Here is a 15,194-nt window from a genome sequence, read left to right as displayed (position 1 = left end):
GAAGAAGAGGTGAGTTATGGCCATCGTGAAGCGCTGCATCTTCAGCCTCGTGCTGGCCTTCATGTTGGGTACGCTTGGTTTGGTCTTGGTGCCTGCCCTTGGGCGGGTGGCGCAACCGTTTTTGTGCGCGGGAGTGCTAGAGCCAGAGACGCGCTTGCGTGGCTTGCAGTTCCGCTGTGTGGCTGCTGCTGATGGTCGGATTACGCCAGTTCCGAGTGAGTTGGTGATTATCTATGCGGTGCCGATCTTAACCTTGATCTTGTTCGTTCCAGTCTATCGTGTCTTGGTTAGCCGTGATCGCCATGCCCAACTGGCCCGTGGTACGATGGCGGAGGATTTGGCCGCAGCCGTGACGGCCCATGCCGAGATCTTGCGTATTCTGCACCAGAGCGCCTTTGGTCGTCCGGGCTTGCTGCGTTCCGCAGAGTTGACGATGATCCTCTGGGTGCATCCGCCCAATGGCCGTCCTTATGAGGCTCAGGTTGCCTGGTTGGTTGATGATGAGAGCCTGAGCCGCATGACGGTTGGTTCGGTGGTGCCGGTGCGGATCAATCCGCGCCGCCCAGAGCATGTCTATCCCGCACAGTCGTGGGCGCATTATGCTTGGTGGCATTAGGAAGAGGTTATGACAGTTACCTACCCGTTTGGCCTCTGGCCAAGTGCGTTGACCCCTCGCCAGATGGCTGCCGGGTTGCGTTTGACCGATGTACAGTGGGATAGTGCGGGCCAGACGTTGGTCTGGCGCGAGGCGCGTGATGGGCGTGGCACGCTCTGGGCGATGGATTTGGCGACGCCTGATGCGCCCTATGAGTTGACGCCTGGTGATTTGACGGTGCGTGGTCGGATTGGCTATGGCGGTGGCGATTTTACCGTCGGCAGTGGGCTGGTGGTCTTTGCTGAGGGCAACAGCGGGCGGCTCTTTGTGCAGCAGGTGGCCGGTGGTATGCCTCGGGCGCTGACGCCCGCCTTTGGGGCTGCGGCTGATCCCGCCCTTGCGCCCGATGGCCGCCATCTGCTCTTTGTCCATGCCTATGAGGATCAGGATTGCATTGCGGTGGTGGATAGCGCCGGGAAGCATTGGCCCCAACGCTTGGCACAGGGCCACACGTTCTATATGTGGCCCTGCTGGCACCCTAGTGGGACAAAAGTGGCCTTTGTGGCTTGGGATCATCCCAATATGCCTTGGGATGGCAGCCTGCTCTATCTCGCTGATCTTGATTTTGTTGGTAGGCTGCCGGTGCTCCGCAATGCGCGGGTGGTGGCTGGTGGGCCTACAACGAGCATCTTTCAGCCCTGTTTTGCCCCTGATGGCCACCATTTGGCCTTTGTCTCTGACCAAGATGGCTGGTGGCAGATCTATTTGCTTGATCTGAATACGGGTAAGCAGCATCAGTTGACTACCGGGGCCGCCGAGCATGGTGAGCCTGCGTGGGTCTATGGTATGCGTACCCTGGCGTGGAGCTATGATGGCAAGGCGTTGGCCTTTTTACGCAATTGGGGCGGTCTGCGCCAGTTGTGCCTGCAACCGTTGTCCGATGGCCCGTTGCAGGTCTTGAGTGCCGACACAGGCTATCGCTGGTTCAACCAGTTGGCGGCAGCCCCCACCACCACCGCCTTTGCCTCCCTTGCCTCCTCGTCGGTGGTGCCGCCCCAGGTGATTGTGACCGATACCAGTGGGACGCGCAGTATCCGACGGAGCGCCAGTGAACTCTTGCCCGCTACAGCATTGGCTGTGGCCCATCCGGTCGAATGGTCGGTGGGCGAGGCGACGGTCTACGGGCTACTCTCGCTGCCACCGGGCTATACGCCCAACGGCGTGGGCCCCCGTCCCCCTGCGGTCATCTTGATCCATGGCGGCCCGACTGGGCAAGCGACGGCGGCCTACAGCAATGAGGTGCAATTCTTTGCAACGCGGGGCTACGTGGTGCTTGAGGTAAACCACCGTGGCAGCAGTGGCTACGGACGGGCCTATGCTCAGGCGCTGCGTGAGGCGTGGGGCGTGCTGGATGTGGAAGATGCGGCCAGTGGGGCACGCTATTTGGGCGATGCAGGCATCGCCGATCCCGACCGCATGGTGCTGATGGGCGGGAGCTCCGGGGGCTATACGGTACTTGAAACCCTCGCGCAGCACCCGGAACTCTTCTGTGCCGGTATTTGCCGCTACGGCGTGGTCAACCTCTTCAGCCTGGTGGCCGATACCCACAAGTTTGAAGCCCACTACCTCGATGCGCTACTGGGCCCCTTGCCTGAGGCGGCAGCCCGTTACCGCGAGCGTTCACCCATCTTTCACAGCGAACGCATCAGAACTCCGCTGGCCATCTTCCAGGGTGCCGAAGACAAGGTCGTGCCACCTGATCAAGCCGAAGCGCTTGTGGGTGCCTTGCGGCGTCACGGCGTACCGCACCACTACCACCTCTTCCCCGGCGAAGGCCACGGCTGGCGGCGCAGCGAAACCATTGTGGCCTACTACCAAGCAATTGAACGCTTCCTGCGTGAGCATGTGGTGTTTGCATGAGTGAAGCTCCTCGCCTATCCGCTGGTGTCTGCCTGCAACCAGGCCAGTGTGCGCTGAAAGGCTTCGCGTTCGCTGATTGGTGGTGTGTAGGCGAGATCGCGGGCGGCGTTGCTGCCGTTGAAGTAGAAGTCGCGGCATGTGGAGGTGACGATGTAGCGCGTGAGGGCGATGGCGCGACTGCGTCTGAGTTGGGCCCAACCCTCCATCAGGATGGCAAGGATGTAGGCAATAGGAAAAGGGATCGCCCGTTGCGCTGTGGGCAGGCCCATTGCCCGTGGGAAGGATTCCACAAAGTCGAAGAAGTTGTGTGCCGGGTGATCGATGATGAAGTAGGGTTTTCCCGCTAGGGGCGAACCAGTGCCAAGGCGTTCGGCAGCGCACAGGTGGGCGTGCGCGGCGTTCTCGACATAGACATGGTTGAAGCGTGCCCGCCCGTCGCCTATCCGTAGCATGCGTCCTTGACGGGCCATAGCGACAATCGTAGGTAGCCGGTAGACATCGCCCGGCCCGTAGACGCCTGCAAGACGCAGGGCGCAGGTTGTGAGCCCGTTCTGGCCATGTGCCGCTAAGACGGCCTGCTCGGCAAGCATCTTGGTCTGGCCGTAGTCGTCGAGGTGGCGTCGGGCATAGGGCAGGCGCTCATCGCCTGCGCGGATCGGGCTCCCATCAAAGACTACATCAATCGAACTGGTATAGATCAGGCGTGTGCCGGGTTGGGCGCAGCATGCGTCAATCACATGGCGCGTGCCCTGCACATTGATCGCGTAGAGCACCTCACGGTTGCCAGCGCGCCAGTCTACCATTGAGGCGCTGTGGAAGACTGTGCCTACCCCGGCGCAGGCGCGCTGCACTGCGCTCCGATCGCGCAGATCGCCTAGTATGAACTCAACGGGCAGAGCATAGAGCGGCTGACGATCAAAGACGCGCACGGTGTAGCCCGCTGCCAAAAGTTGCTGAACGAGGTGCTGGCCAACGAAGCCGCTACCACCAATAACCAGACAGAGATCATGCTGCATGCAAGGCTGCCTCTAGGTCGGCATAACTACGGATGTTTGACAGATCGATGTTGAGCGCAACCATTGCTTCAGCCACCTCAGGGCGCACACCGACTAAGCTGGCATGGGCGCCAAGCAGGGATACTTGTTGCACCAAGGCAAGCAGCCCCTGGGCTACCTGTTGATCCAGCAGTGGTATGCCACTCACATCAAGTAGAACGCGCCGCGCTTGGGAATGTTCGATGCCTTGGAGGACGCGCTGCTGCAAGATTTGGATGCGTTCAGCATCAAGGAGACCCACCAGCGGCACCACAAGGGTCTTGCGATCAACCGGCAGTAGTGGCACACTAAGTTGTTGAATGATCGTACGCTGGGCCAGATTCTCCTCAAGCAAACGCGCTTGGGTCGCCGCTTGGGCTTGCATGTCAGCCAGAGCGTGTTGCAATGCGCTTGTGCGCTCAACGACACGCTGCTCCAATTCTGCTTGGTTCTGCTCCAACTCCACAGCGCGCTGCTGGCTCTCAGCAAGTGAGGTACGCAACACCTGGCCAAAGCGCAAGACAAAGAAGCCCAGAATCAGGGCAATCACCAGAAAGCCGCCCAAGATGCCGCCCATGTTTTCGCCCTGGGGTGCGGCAATGCCAACCAACGGGACGTGCAAACGCTCCAGCAGAAAAGCCAGCACAATCCCGGCGCTACTGAGCAGGATGCTCAACACCATGGTAAAACGGTCGGCCAGCAGACCAGCGAGCAGAATAGGGAGGGCAAAGCCAAAGAGGAGCGCCCCTCCGTCGCGCACACCAGTCGTAATCAACAGCAGGCTGAGGGTAAAAATCAGGCCAACACAGGTGAGCAGCGCGGCCCGCGCAAAGCGTCCCTGATGCAGCAGCCAGATGCCAACAAGGGCAACCGGGATGGTCAGCCAGACCAGTGCGATCACGATGAGGGCATCGGCGAGGGCAATTGGGGCCAACAGAGCTACAAAAGCGCCAAAGAAGGCAATGAGTAGCAACGCTAAGAGGAGCGATTGCACCAACAAGGCTTGTTGCCGCTCGGAGGGGTTGCTATAGGGTAGTTGAGCTAACCATGCTTTGAGCTTGTTAGGATGCATAATATGCATGATAGCATACAAGGTGTACCTATTGGCGGCAAAGCCGCCAATAGGATTTAGGATGTGCGAGGGAACCAGGTTCCCTCGCATGCTCCGCTGTGAGGGTGCGCGAGGGAACCAGGTTCCCTCGCATGCTCTGCTGTGAGGGTGCGCGAGGGAACCAGGTTCCCTCGCATGCTCTGCTGTGAGGGTGCGCGAGGGAACCAGGTTCCCTCGTATGTTCCGCTGTGAGGGTGCGCGAGGGAACCAGGTTCCCTCGCATGCTCTGCTGTGAGGGTGCGCGAGGGAACCAGGTTCCCTCGTATGTTCCCGCCACACGGCGGATTAACAAGCAGGCGGTAGCCCTAAACAAAAAAGAAGCCACTATGCAAACCAAAAAACGCGATCTGGCTGAGATCATTCTGCGGAATACGATCTTCATGACCGTGGCCGGTTGGATTCTTAAGCTCGCCAATTTCTTTTACCTCATTGTGGTCATTCGTCTGCTGGGTGAGCATGGCTATGGACAATACGCGACCGTGCTGGCTTTTGTGGGCATGTTTGGGGTTTTCTTTGAACTAGGCATGACCCAGTATGTGGAGCGGAGCTTGGCGCGGGGCGAGGGCACAATCAGGGATCTGTTGGGCAACCTGATTGCCTTACGTCTGCTGCTGGCCCTCGCGGCGCTCTTGGTCTTGCCGCCGGTTGCGCTCCTCTTCGGCTACGAGCCGATCCTGATCACAGGGGTCTTGATCTATACCGGAATCTTTGTGCTGGCGGCCTTCTTAATGCCGCTTATCTCGATCTTGAACGCCTCCGAACGCTTTGATGCGGTAGCTTCATTGCAGGTACGCTCGCAGTTGCTCGGCATCGGTGCTGGGCTCACCGTCTTGCTGCTGGGCAGCGGCTTTTTGGGGTTGCTCTGGGTAGGTTACTTGGTGCTACCGCTGCAAATCCTGATGACCCTCCAATCAATTCGGCGCTTGGGGATCGGGCCGTTGCAGGTGAAGTTGCAGGTACGTGAATGGCCGCTCTTGCTGAAAGCGGGGGTGCCCTTCGGCCTCACATCGCTGGCCCTGACCTTCAATTTCCACGCCGATACGGTGATCCTGAGTGCGCTACGCAGCAGCAGTGAGGTGGGGTGGTACAGTGCGGCCTACGGACTAATCTTTAAGCTGGTGGCAATTGCCGATGGTCTGCTGCTCACCATGACCCCCTCGTTGGCCCGTGAACACATCACCGACCCGGAGCGGGTGCGGGTTTGGACGAGCGAAACGGTTACGTGGTTGCTCTTCTTTGGCCTACCTGCAGCGGTGGGCTTGAGCATCTTAGGCACACCAATTGCAATCCTGCTCTTCGGCGAGTCCTTTGGGCCAAGTGGCCCGGTGCTGATGCTGATTGCATGGGATATTCCGTTGCTGCTCTTTACGGCTTTTTGTGGCAGTACGGCAGTCGCCGTGGGTTTGGAGTGGCCGGCAGCCGCAATTTACCTTGTAAGCACGACACTCAACATTATTCTTAACCTAATTTTTATTCCCATGTATGGTATCATGGCGGCAGCAGCCATAACCGTCTTTACCGATGGCGTAAGTGCCATCCTGTTTCTTTGGCTTTTAGGCGGGCGCATGCAGTTTACCCGCATCGCCTCGCGCATGTTCCGCATCGTCGTTGCCTCGGCCATCATGGGGCTCGCCGTACTTCTGATGAGCGGCTTTAATCTTTTTGTGGCCATGTTCACAGGCGTGTTCGTCTATGGCGTGTTGGCACTTGCCTTGCGCCTGATTGATCAGCAGCAACTGCGTCAGGGCATAGCGAAATTTAGGAAATAATGAGTGGCATCTTCGGTTACCTAAGCAACCAGACAGTGCCTACGCTCCAGACCATCATTGCAACCATAGGCCAACGCATGCGCCATGGCGCACAACAACAGGTGGAGCATGCCGTAGTGCAACCAACGGTAGCGTTGGGGCGCGTACATCTCGGCAAGCTCAACCAGCAGGCCCAGCCAGCCCGTAGCGCCGATGGGCGCATGTGGCTCTGGCTGGTGGGTGAGTTCTATTTCCAGCATGAGCAGCGGCGCATGTTGGAAGCCGAGGGCTTGCTGGAATTTGGCGCTGATGATGCGGCCCTGGCGCTCGCTATGTTTCGCTATGCCGGTGTTGAGGGCATTGCCCAGCTCAATGGTGCTTTTACATGTAGTGTATGGGATGAAAACAACGCTACACTCTGGCTGATCAATGATCGCTATGGCCTCTACCCCCACTACTACGCCCATGTGGCTGGGCGTCTGGTCTTTGCACCCGAAATAAAGGGCGTGTTGGCTGTGCCAGAGGTGCCGCGCCGGGTGAACGAGACGGCCCTAGCGGAATTTTTGCGCTTCCAACAACTGCTTGGCGAGAAGACATGGATCGAGGATGTCCATCTACTGCCACCAGCAACCATCGCAAGCTACCAACCGGCCAGCGATCAGTTCGCGTTGCGGCGCTACTGGGATTGGGATCGCATTGGTAGTCTGCCCACAATCAGTTTTGATGAAGCGGTGGAGGAGGCCAGTTGGCGCTTTCAGCAGGCCATTGATCAGATGTTGCGCCCCCCCTTGCGCCCGGGCATTTTTCTAAGCGGAGGGTTAGATGGACGCATCATTCTCGCCTTTTGCCAGGGGCGCGGCACGTTGCCCACCTGCACCTTTGGGGCCCCCAACAGCCGCGATGTACGCTATGCCAGCAAATTGGCGCAGATTGCCGCAGTGCCCCACCGCTGGTTCCCGCTGCACGATGGCCATTGGGTACTCCAATACCACCAACTGCACCTCGCGCTCACCGAGGGTATGCATAGCTGGATGCACGCCCATGGTATCAGCATGCTGCCCCACGTGGCTCAGGAGTTTGATGTCAACCTGAGTGGTTGGGATGGTGGTACAACCATGGGGGGCTTTGCGGTACTGGAGGATTATGCGGGCGACCGCTTCTACCGCTATCCGCCCGATGAGGCCAGTTTAGCCACCCGCATGTTTGAGGCTTTTTGTCAGCAGGTGACCTGGCCGGGCATGCAGGAGGGCGAAGCGTTGGCGTTGCTCACGGGGGCTGGGCGCGAGCGGCTACGTGGGCGGGCTTTTGAATCATTGTGCAGCGAACTGGCCCGTACTAGCCACTACCGCCCCGAACATCGCAGCGACTACTTTATACTGCTGAACCTGATTCGTCGCAGCCTACAGAACCAGATTATTACCCAACGTTCGGCGCTTGAAGTTCGCTGCCCCTATTTTGATTATAACTTCGTTGAATTCATGTACAGCCTACCCGACGCCATCCGCAACCAGAAGAACCTGCGGCGGGCCATCCTCACCCGTCGCAGCCCCCAGTTGGCGTTGGTGCCCTACGAAAAGGACGACCGCTTGCCCCATAGCAACCCATGGTTGCGCGAGGGCGACGGCCTGCTACGCCGTGGGGCTGCATGGATCAATCGGCGTTACCAGCGTCTCTTTCCCCCATCCCCGCGTCTCTACGCCGACTATGAGGAGTATCTGCGCAGCTCGCTACGTCCTTGGGCTGAGAGCATCCTCTTCGATCAGCGCACCCTTGCACGCGGTCTCTTTGAACCCAGCATGGTGCGCTCGCTCTGGACGCAACACCTCGCAGGCGACCAACTCTGGACGATTGGCAAGATCGCTCCGCTTATGAACATCGAGTTGGTGTTGCGCCATTTGGTAGATGAAGCTGAATGAAAAAGGAGAGAGACGATGAGCCATGATGTCTATGGTGTCCACCTGATGCTACGTGTGGCCGAGATTGCGAACCGTGATGCCTTGAACAATGAACAGCATGTCGAACAGTTCCTCGTTGATGTGGTTCACACCTTGGGCATGCGCGTCTTGGCCGGGCCGCTGATGGCACGCGAAGAGGGGCCGCCCGAATTGCAGGGCTGCTCAGGGGTCATCATTCTCTACGAATCGCATGTAGCAATCCATACCTACCCCTGTTTAGGTGAGGCGTTCATTGATGTCTTTTCATGCAAAGCATTTGATACAACCCTGGCCGAAGCGGTAATTGAACGCTACTTTGGGAGCTATGCGGTGGTTGAGCGTGCGATTGCCGACCGTGGCATCCATTGGGGGCGTGATGTTGAGCGTGAGTTGGCTGCATGGCAACAGCGTCGAGTGGGGGAGCAATAGGGAAGCATACAAAAACGAGGAGATCGGGAATAGGTTTGAGGCATCAGGATGCGCTGGAAGCGCCTAACGTGTCATGTAGCCTAAAACTATTCTTAATCTAAACATATCATGAACATCCTTATCACAGTACATGGCTACCCACCAGGGCATCAAGGCGGGGCGGAACGCAGAGCCGAGCGCACGGCGCGGGCAATGCGCGAGCGGGGCCACGAGGTTGCAGTCTTGGCGATTGCTACCGATAATGCGCCGCATGACGATCTGCGCTTCCATGATCGCATTCACGAGGGCGTACCAGTACGCGAAATCGCCTTTAATGGTGGGGCGAATCATGATCCGTTTCGCTGGAGTTATGATCATCCTGAATTGGCGCTCTTGGCTGGTGATTTTATTGATACCATGAAACCAGAGTTGATGCACCTCTTTAGTGGCTATCTCTGGGGTGCAAGTGCGCTCGAAGCGGCCACCGAGCGCGGTATACGGACGATTGTTGATCTGACCGACTACTGGTGGTTGTGCCATCAGATCAATCTGTTGACTCCAACGGGCGAGCGCTGCGCTGGCCCCGATCCGGCGCAGTGTGCCCGTTGTTATGCGGAGCAGCAGCGGCGTTTTCGCATTCCGGCGCGCATTGTGCCTAAAGTAACCAACTACGCATGGTCTATGCTCCAGCCTGAGAGTTCGCTGGGGCGGATGTTTGGTCTGCCCGCCCAAGCGCAGCGGGCAGAGCGTTTGCTTGCGGCGTTGGCCAAGGTGGATCGCATGCTGGCCCCCTCACACTTCTTGGCCGACTTCTATGTGCGCCATGGCATCAATAAGGCCAAGATCAGCGTCTGCCGCCAGGGGGTCGAGTTGCAGCAGTGTGTGATCCGCAAGGCAGCCTCAGCGTTGCGCGTCGGCTATATTGGCCAAGTAAAACCGCATAAGGGCGTTGATCTGCTCTTGGAGGCGTGGAAAATGCTCACCGGCCCGCGCCCACGTCAACTGTCACTCTATGGCTCTGCGGCGGGCCATCAGCACTATGGCATCAATCTGGAGCAGACTCTGGGTGATCTCGCTGATGCCACATGGCACGGCACCTATGCGGGCAATGAGGTGTGGAATGTGTTGGCTCAACTTGATGTGGTAGTCATTCCTTCCCGTTGGGTCGAAAATAGCCCCAATAGTATCCTTGAAGCGCAAGCAGTTGGCGTGCCCGTGGTTGGCTCAAATCTGGGTGGTATTGCCGAATTGATTGAACATGAGCGCAACGGGTTGCTTTTTGAGGTTGATAATGCGGCTGATTTGGCCCGCAACCTGCAACGTCTGCTTGATGAACCCGAACTCCTTCCCCGCTTGCAAGCTCAAGCCTTGCCTTTCCGTAGCCACGAGTCGGTTATGGACACATTGGAGCAGATCTATCATAACACGCTGAAGTTGCATACAACGAGCCAATACCGCATGGTTGGGGCTGTGGTACCATAGAGTAACTATGCAACAACTCTCCCGGACGATCTTACGCAATTCAGCCTTTGGCCTGGCTGCACAGATTGCGATTAAGATTCTTTCATTTGCCTTTACGGTCTTGATTATCCGTAATTTAGGAGCAAATGATTTTGGTCAGTACGCTGCGGTGATTGGCTTCGGGACGGTTTTTCTCTTTATTGCTGATCTCGGCTTGGCACCGTATACGGTGCGTGAAGTCGCGCGGCTACGCGATAAGCCAGAGGGTCCGGAGCAGATCCGGGCCCTCTTTGCTGATCTGTTGGCCCTACGCCTGATCCTGGGGCTGCTTTCGGGCATTATGGTGATCAGCGCCGCCGTGCTGACCGGACGGCCCACCTTGATGATCGGCGCGATTGCGCTCAATTCGCTCACTGTGTTGATCTATGCCATCCACGGGAGCAGCGAGGCGTTGCTCTCAGGCTATGAGCGGCTCGATCTGACCTCTGGCTTGCGCGTGGTAAACCAGTTGGTCTTTGTGATCGTGGGGGCAATTGCGCTCTGGCTCGGCTTTGGCTACTATGGGCTGATCATTGCCACCATGATCGGCGTGGCCGTCATGACCCTGCTGGTGGTGCGGGCGGTGTTAGCCCTGGGGGTGCGGCCTAGCTATATCACGCCAAGCCGCTGGTTCCCCTTGTTGCGTGCGGCCTTTCCCTTTGGGGTGATTGGGCTGACCCTGGGGCTTTCCTATCGCTTCGATACGGTGCTACTCAATATCTATAGTGGCGATGTGCCCACAGGCCATTATAATGCTGCCTATAACCTGATCTTCGCCCTCGTCACCCTCTCCAACGTCCTCAATACCGCCCTCTACCCCTCGCTCTCGCGCCAAGCGGTGCGCGATCCCTCCAGCCTCCCGCTGGTCTATGAACGGCTCTTGCGCTACCTGCTGATTGTGGCGCTCCCGATTGCCGTAGGCGGCTTCCTGCTGGCCGAGCCATTGGTGGCACTACTCTTTGGTGCCGAGTATGGCCCCACCGCCCCACTGCTGGCGATCTTGATCTGGGTGCTGCCACTCATGTTCCTAACCGAATTCTTGGGCTATGTGGTGGTCATCTCTGGGCGCGAGGCGCGGGTCGCCCGGGCGGTAATCATGAGTAGTAGTGTGAATATTGTAGCTAACTTGCTCTTTATTCCAATCTATGGAGTTTGGGCCGCAGCAATTATTACGGTCGTCACCGAGTTCGTTCTGTTGGTACAATACCTCTGGATGCTCCGCGATATGTTGGGCCAATTGCGCTGGGGGGCGATGCTACGCACCTTGGTTGCATTGAGCGCTATGACTCTGCTGGTCTGGCTGGTGCGCGATTGGCCAGTTTTGTTGAGCATCGCCTTGGGCGGCGGACTCTATGGAGCGATCTTGTTGCTGCTGCGCGTCGTTGGGCCGGATGAAGTCGCCTTTGTGCGTGCGCTGCGTGGGCAGTGAGGTTGAGAGGTCCAGAGGATTTCACCACAGAGACACAGAGAACACAGAGAGGCGTGTAGCACCACAATCACCTACTTTCTACTTTCTATCTTTCCTAACTTCCTAAGACATGAATATTCTCCTAGCTATTCATCATTTCCCGCCGAGCTATAGTGCTGGCGCGGAGTTATACACCTATCGCTTGGCGCTGTGGCTGGTGGCTCATGGCCATACAGTGCAGGTGGTTTGCATAGAGACGCTTGCTGATGATCAGGCGGCGGGGGTACGGGCCGAGTATGAAGTCTACCAAGGCATTCCGGTCTGGCGCTTGCACTTGGGCTTGCGCGGCGCACATCCCGAATGGCCCTATAAGAATCCGATGGTAGCCGCATGGTTGGCAGAGCATCTGTGCAGCGAGCGCCCCGATCTGTTGCACCTGCACAGTGGCTACCTGATTGGCGCAGGGGTGCTGGAGGTGGCCCACGCGCATGCGCTGCCCAGCATGGTGACTCTGCACGACTACTGGTTTCTTTGCCCGCGCATTACGCTACTGCGCGGCGATGACGAGGTGTGCCACGCCATTCCCGAAAATCCGGCGGGCTGTGCCTGGTGCTTGCGCCTCGAGCAACGCCGCCACCGCCTGCCCGACCGTTGGAGCCACGGGGCGGCGGGTTGGGCCTGGATGGCGCTGGCGAGTCGCCCTGAGGCGGGGCAGCAGGCGGCGCGGCGCGCCTATGTACAGCAGACGTTGCGCTTGGCCCAGATGGCTATCGCCCCTTCGCGCTTCTTGGCCGGGCGCTTTGCGGGCCTCATTGACCCAGAACGGCTGCGGGTGGTGCGCCTGGGTATGGATGCACAAGGGCTGAGTAACGCCGCGCCACCCTTCACTAGTCCAACCCTGCGCTTGGCCTATATCGGCCAGATTGCGCCCCATAAAGGTGTCCATGTCCTGATTGAGGCTCTGCAGCGCCTGCCCCAAAGCGGACGGCCCCTCAGCCTCGCCCTCCATGGCGGGCTCACCAGCTTCCCTGCCTATGTGCGGCAACTCAAAGCCCAGATACGTAACGATCCGCGCATCACCCTAGCCGGCCCCTTTAGTAGCGATCAGGCCGCAACAGTCTTGGGGGCAGCCGATGTGGTTGTGGTACCCTCGATCTGGTACGAAAATAGCCCCCTCGTCATCCTCGAAGCCCATGCCAGTGGCCGCCCAGTGATCACATCAGCCCTGGGCGGCATGGCCGAACTGGTACACAACGAGGTAGACGGGCTCCACTTCCGCCCCGGCGATGCGGGTGACCTCGCACGGCAGATCGAGCGCTTACGCAACGATCCCGCCCTGCTGAACCACCTGCAAGCCGGTATTCGCCCAGCAGTCAGTGTGGATCAGGAAATGCGGCAACTCATGGGCCTGTATGAACAGGTCGTGCAACGTGGCTTCGACAGGCTCAGCCAGCGTCGCGGCGGCTGAGCTTGTCGAAGCCAGCGTCGCGGTGGCTGAGCTTGTCGAAGCCAGCGTCGCGGTGGCTGAGCTTGTCGAAGCCAGCGCGACGCCGCCCATCCCGCCTCCCGGCGGCTTGACAACTCACCCGAAGACGTGTATAGTAGAACATATGAGTACATACGACACCCAACTGCAACCAATAGCAGCCACGAGCGAGCATGATCCTTGGCGCTACGGTTGGCGCTACGTGCGACGGCCTGGTGCGCCCGATGACGCGGAGTTGGAACGTGTGCCCTTAACCCTTGAGGATGTCTTGCACCCCGAAGTGGGAGACTTCATCGTGCATAGTGACCGCCACGAAACCGACCGCATGTACCTGACCCAAGTCCTCCGCGCCCACCTGGAGCCACATGGGTCAGCCATTGTGCTCAGCGATGTACGGGTCGCTTGGGATCATGCCGAACTCCGCGCCCACGGCCCTGATGTGATGGTCATTCCTGGGCCAACGACGCGCCAAGACTGGAGTACCTTTGATGTCACTGCGGAGGGGCATCGTCCAGCCTTGATCATTGAGATCACCTCACCAGATACACGCAACAATGATCTTGCGATCAAAGTGGAACACTACGCGCTCGTCGGGGTTGCCCAGTATGTAATTGTGGATGCCATACCACGCAAAAAACCGCGCCAACTCCGTCTCATCGGCTATACCCTCGTTGGTGATCGCTACCACATGCAGGCGTGTGATGCCAATGGGCGGCTCTGGCTTGACGTTGCCCAACTCTGGCTGGGCGTGCGCGACGATCATGTCGTCTGTTTTGACCAACAGGGCAACGAGTTGGGCGACTACCTTGCGGTTGTCCAAGCAGCCGAAGCGGCCATCATGCGCGCCGATGCTGCCGAAGTGCGCGCCGCCACCGCTGAAACACGCGCCGCTACCGCTGAAACACGCGCCGCTACCGCTGAAACACGCGCTACCTACGAAGCACAAGCGCGAGCCGAGGCCGAGGCTGAACTCGAAGCGTTGCGGGCCGAATTGCGCCGCCTACGTGGGGCGTAGTCCGTTGGGGAGCAGAATCCTTGGGTTCGTAGGCTGCCTCGCGGTGGCTTCGACAGGCTCAGCCACCGATCCCGCACTCTCGCCGAGAGGCTTAAGAAAAAACACCACCACCATGAATCGACCTCGCGTAGCCATTCTGGTTCTCTGCTATAACGGCAGCAGCGATACGCTGGCATGCCTTGCTTCATTGCGCCAACTCGACTACCCCCAGGCCGATGTGATTGTTCTCGATAATGCCTCACAAGACGACACACCGGCCAAGGTGCGGGCTGCCTTTCCAGAGGTGCAGGTAATCGAACATGGCGCGAATCTGGGCTTTGCAGCGGGTAACAATGTGGGCCTGCGTTATGCCTTGGCCCAGGACTATGCCTATGCGCTGCTGCTCAACAACGATACCGAAGTGGCCCCCGATTTCCTGAGCCTGCTCGTGGACGCCGCTGAGTCCGATCCACAGGTGGGGGCGTTGGGGCCAATGATCTACTACTACGATGCCCCGACGCGCATCTGGTCGGCAGGCGGGCAGATTGATTGGCTGCGTGGCATCTGCAGCATGGCGGGCGAGGAGGAGGACACGGGGCAGTATGCGCGGTCCCGCACGGTGGATTTTGTGACCGGCTGTGCTCTGCTGATGCGCCGTAACGCCCTCGAACGGGTGGGGCTGCTGGATGAGCGCTTCTTTATGTATTTTGAAGAGAGTGAATGGTGTGTGCGCGTCGCCCGCGCTGGGTTGCACATCCGCTTCGTGCCCCAAGCGCGCGTCTGGCATAAAATCCCGCTCAATGCACGCTTCGATAAAGAGTATCTGGCCTACTACATGACGCGCAACCGCCTGCTCTTTTTGCGCGCCACCGGCGCACCCTGGCGCACCTGGTTGCATGCGCTCATTCTGCAAGACCTGCGTACCTATGCCAGCCTTACGCTTCGCCCCAAGTGGCGGACCCGCAGCGGGCGGTTAGGCATGCGCTTGGCATGGCGCGATTTCTGGCGCGGCAGCTTTGGGCCGATTGATCTGCAAGAGTTTTCAGGTTTATAATA

General features: G+C 58.8%; 13 protein-coding genes. 10 read left to right on the top strand and 3 right to left on the bottom strand.

The window, feature by feature from the left end; translation table 11 throughout:
* Positions 1 to 16: 16 nt before the first annotated feature.
* Together CJ255_RS03840 and CJ255_RS03835 are read left to right on the top strand one after the other, a co-directional pair.
* Positions 17 to 616 carry a hypothetical protein gene (locus CJ255_RS03840; RefSeq protein ID WP_097642773.1) on the top strand — a complete coding sequence of 200 codons (600 nt, stop codon included), beginning with the start codon at positions 17 to 19 and terminating at the stop codon, positions 614 to 616.
* Positions 617 to 625: 9 nt separating this feature from the next.
* The gene (locus CJ255_RS03835) at positions 626 to 2,515 is read left to right on the top strand and encodes a S9 family peptidase (protein ID WP_097642772.1); all 1,890 of its coding nucleotides are present in this window, start codon (positions 626 to 628) and stop codon (positions 2,513 to 2,515) included.
* 14 nt (positions 2,516 to 2,529) lie between these two features.
* Here the strand turns inward: CJ255_RS03835 and CJ255_RS03830 are convergent, their stop codons facing one another.
* The gene (locus CJ255_RS03830; protein ID WP_097642771.1) at positions 2,530 to 3,531 is read right to left on the bottom strand and encodes an NAD-dependent epimerase/dehydratase family protein; all 1,002 of its coding nucleotides are present in this window, start codon (positions 3,529 to 3,531) and stop codon (positions 2,530 to 2,532) included.
* Entirely contained in the window at positions 3,521 to 4,621 is a 1,101-nt protein-coding gene (locus CJ255_RS03825; protein ID WP_165774557.1) for an STAS domain-containing protein, read from the bottom strand. The genes CJ255_RS03830 and CJ255_RS03825 overlap by 11 nt, the downstream gene beginning before the upstream one ends.
* Positions 4,622 to 4,986: 365 nt before the next feature.
* Here CJ255_RS03825 and CJ255_RS03820 point away from each other — a divergent pair, with 365 nt between their 5' ends.
* From CJ255_RS03820 to CJ255_RS03795, 6 genes are all read left to right on the top strand, one after another.
* Positions 4,987 to 6,429 carry a flippase gene (locus tag CJ255_RS03820; RefSeq protein WP_165774556.1) on the top strand — a complete coding sequence of 481 codons (1,443 nt, stop codon included), beginning with the start codon at positions 4,987 to 4,989 and terminating at the stop codon, positions 6,427 to 6,429.
* A complete protein-coding gene (locus CJ255_RS03815; protein WP_097642768.1) occupies positions 6,429 to 8,324 on the top strand; it encodes an asparagine synthetase B family protein in 1,896 nt (631 codons plus the stop codon). The genes CJ255_RS03820 and CJ255_RS03815 overlap by 1 nt, the downstream gene beginning before the upstream one ends.
* Positions 8,325 to 8,339: 15 nt before the next feature.
* Positions 8,340 to 8,771 (top strand): S-adenosylmethionine decarboxylase, encoded by a 432-nt coding sequence (gene speD / locus CJ255_RS03810; protein ID WP_097642767.1) that lies wholly within the window; start codon positions 8,340 to 8,342, stop codon positions 8,769 to 8,771.
* Between the two features lie 108 nt (positions 8,772 to 8,879).
* Entirely contained in the window at positions 8,880 to 10,232 is a 1,353-nt protein-coding gene (locus CJ255_RS03805) for a glycosyltransferase family 4 protein (RefSeq protein ID WP_097642766.1), read from the top strand.
* A gap of 7 nt (positions 10,233 to 10,239) precedes the next feature.
* Positions 10,240 to 11,679, top strand: a complete 1,440-nt coding sequence (locus CJ255_RS03800; RefSeq protein WP_097642765.1) for a flippase — start codon at positions 10,240 to 10,242, stop codon at positions 11,677 to 11,679.
* 109 nt (positions 11,680 to 11,788) lie between these two features.
* Positions 11,789 to 13,126: a glycosyltransferase family 4 protein gene (locus CJ255_RS03795; protein ID WP_097642764.1), complete on the top strand. Its 1,338-nt coding sequence runs from the start codon at positions 11,789 to 11,791 to the stop codon at positions 13,124 to 13,126.
* Here CJ255_RS03795 and CJ255_RS23325 read toward each other — a convergent pair.
* Positions 13,104 to 13,268 carry a hypothetical protein gene (locus CJ255_RS23325; protein WP_165774555.1) on the bottom strand — a complete coding sequence of 55 codons (165 nt, stop codon included), beginning with the start codon at positions 13,266 to 13,268 and terminating at the stop codon, positions 13,104 to 13,106. The two genes, CJ255_RS03795 and CJ255_RS23325, sit on opposite strands and share 23 nt — an antisense overlap.
* Between CJ255_RS23325 and CJ255_RS03790 the strand changes: the two genes are divergently transcribed.
* Positions 13,269 to 14,159: a Uma2 family endonuclease gene (locus tag CJ255_RS03790; protein WP_097642763.1), complete on the top strand. Its 891-nt coding sequence runs from the start codon at positions 13,269 to 13,271 to the stop codon at positions 14,157 to 14,159.
* A gap of 112 nt (positions 14,160 to 14,271) precedes the next feature.
* A complete protein-coding gene (locus CJ255_RS03785) occupies positions 14,272 to 15,192 on the top strand; it encodes a glycosyltransferase family 2 protein (RefSeq protein WP_097642762.1) in 921 nt (306 codons plus the stop codon).
* Positions 15,193 to 15,194: the final 2 nt, after the last annotated feature.

The sequence above is a fragment of the Candidatus Viridilinea mediisalina genome, from assembly GCF_002532535.1.
Taxonomy (GTDB): Bacteria; Chloroflexota; Chloroflexia; order Chloroflexales; family Chloroflexaceae; genus Viridilinea; species Viridilinea mediisalina.
This window is presented reverse-complemented; position numbering and strand designations above follow the sequence as displayed.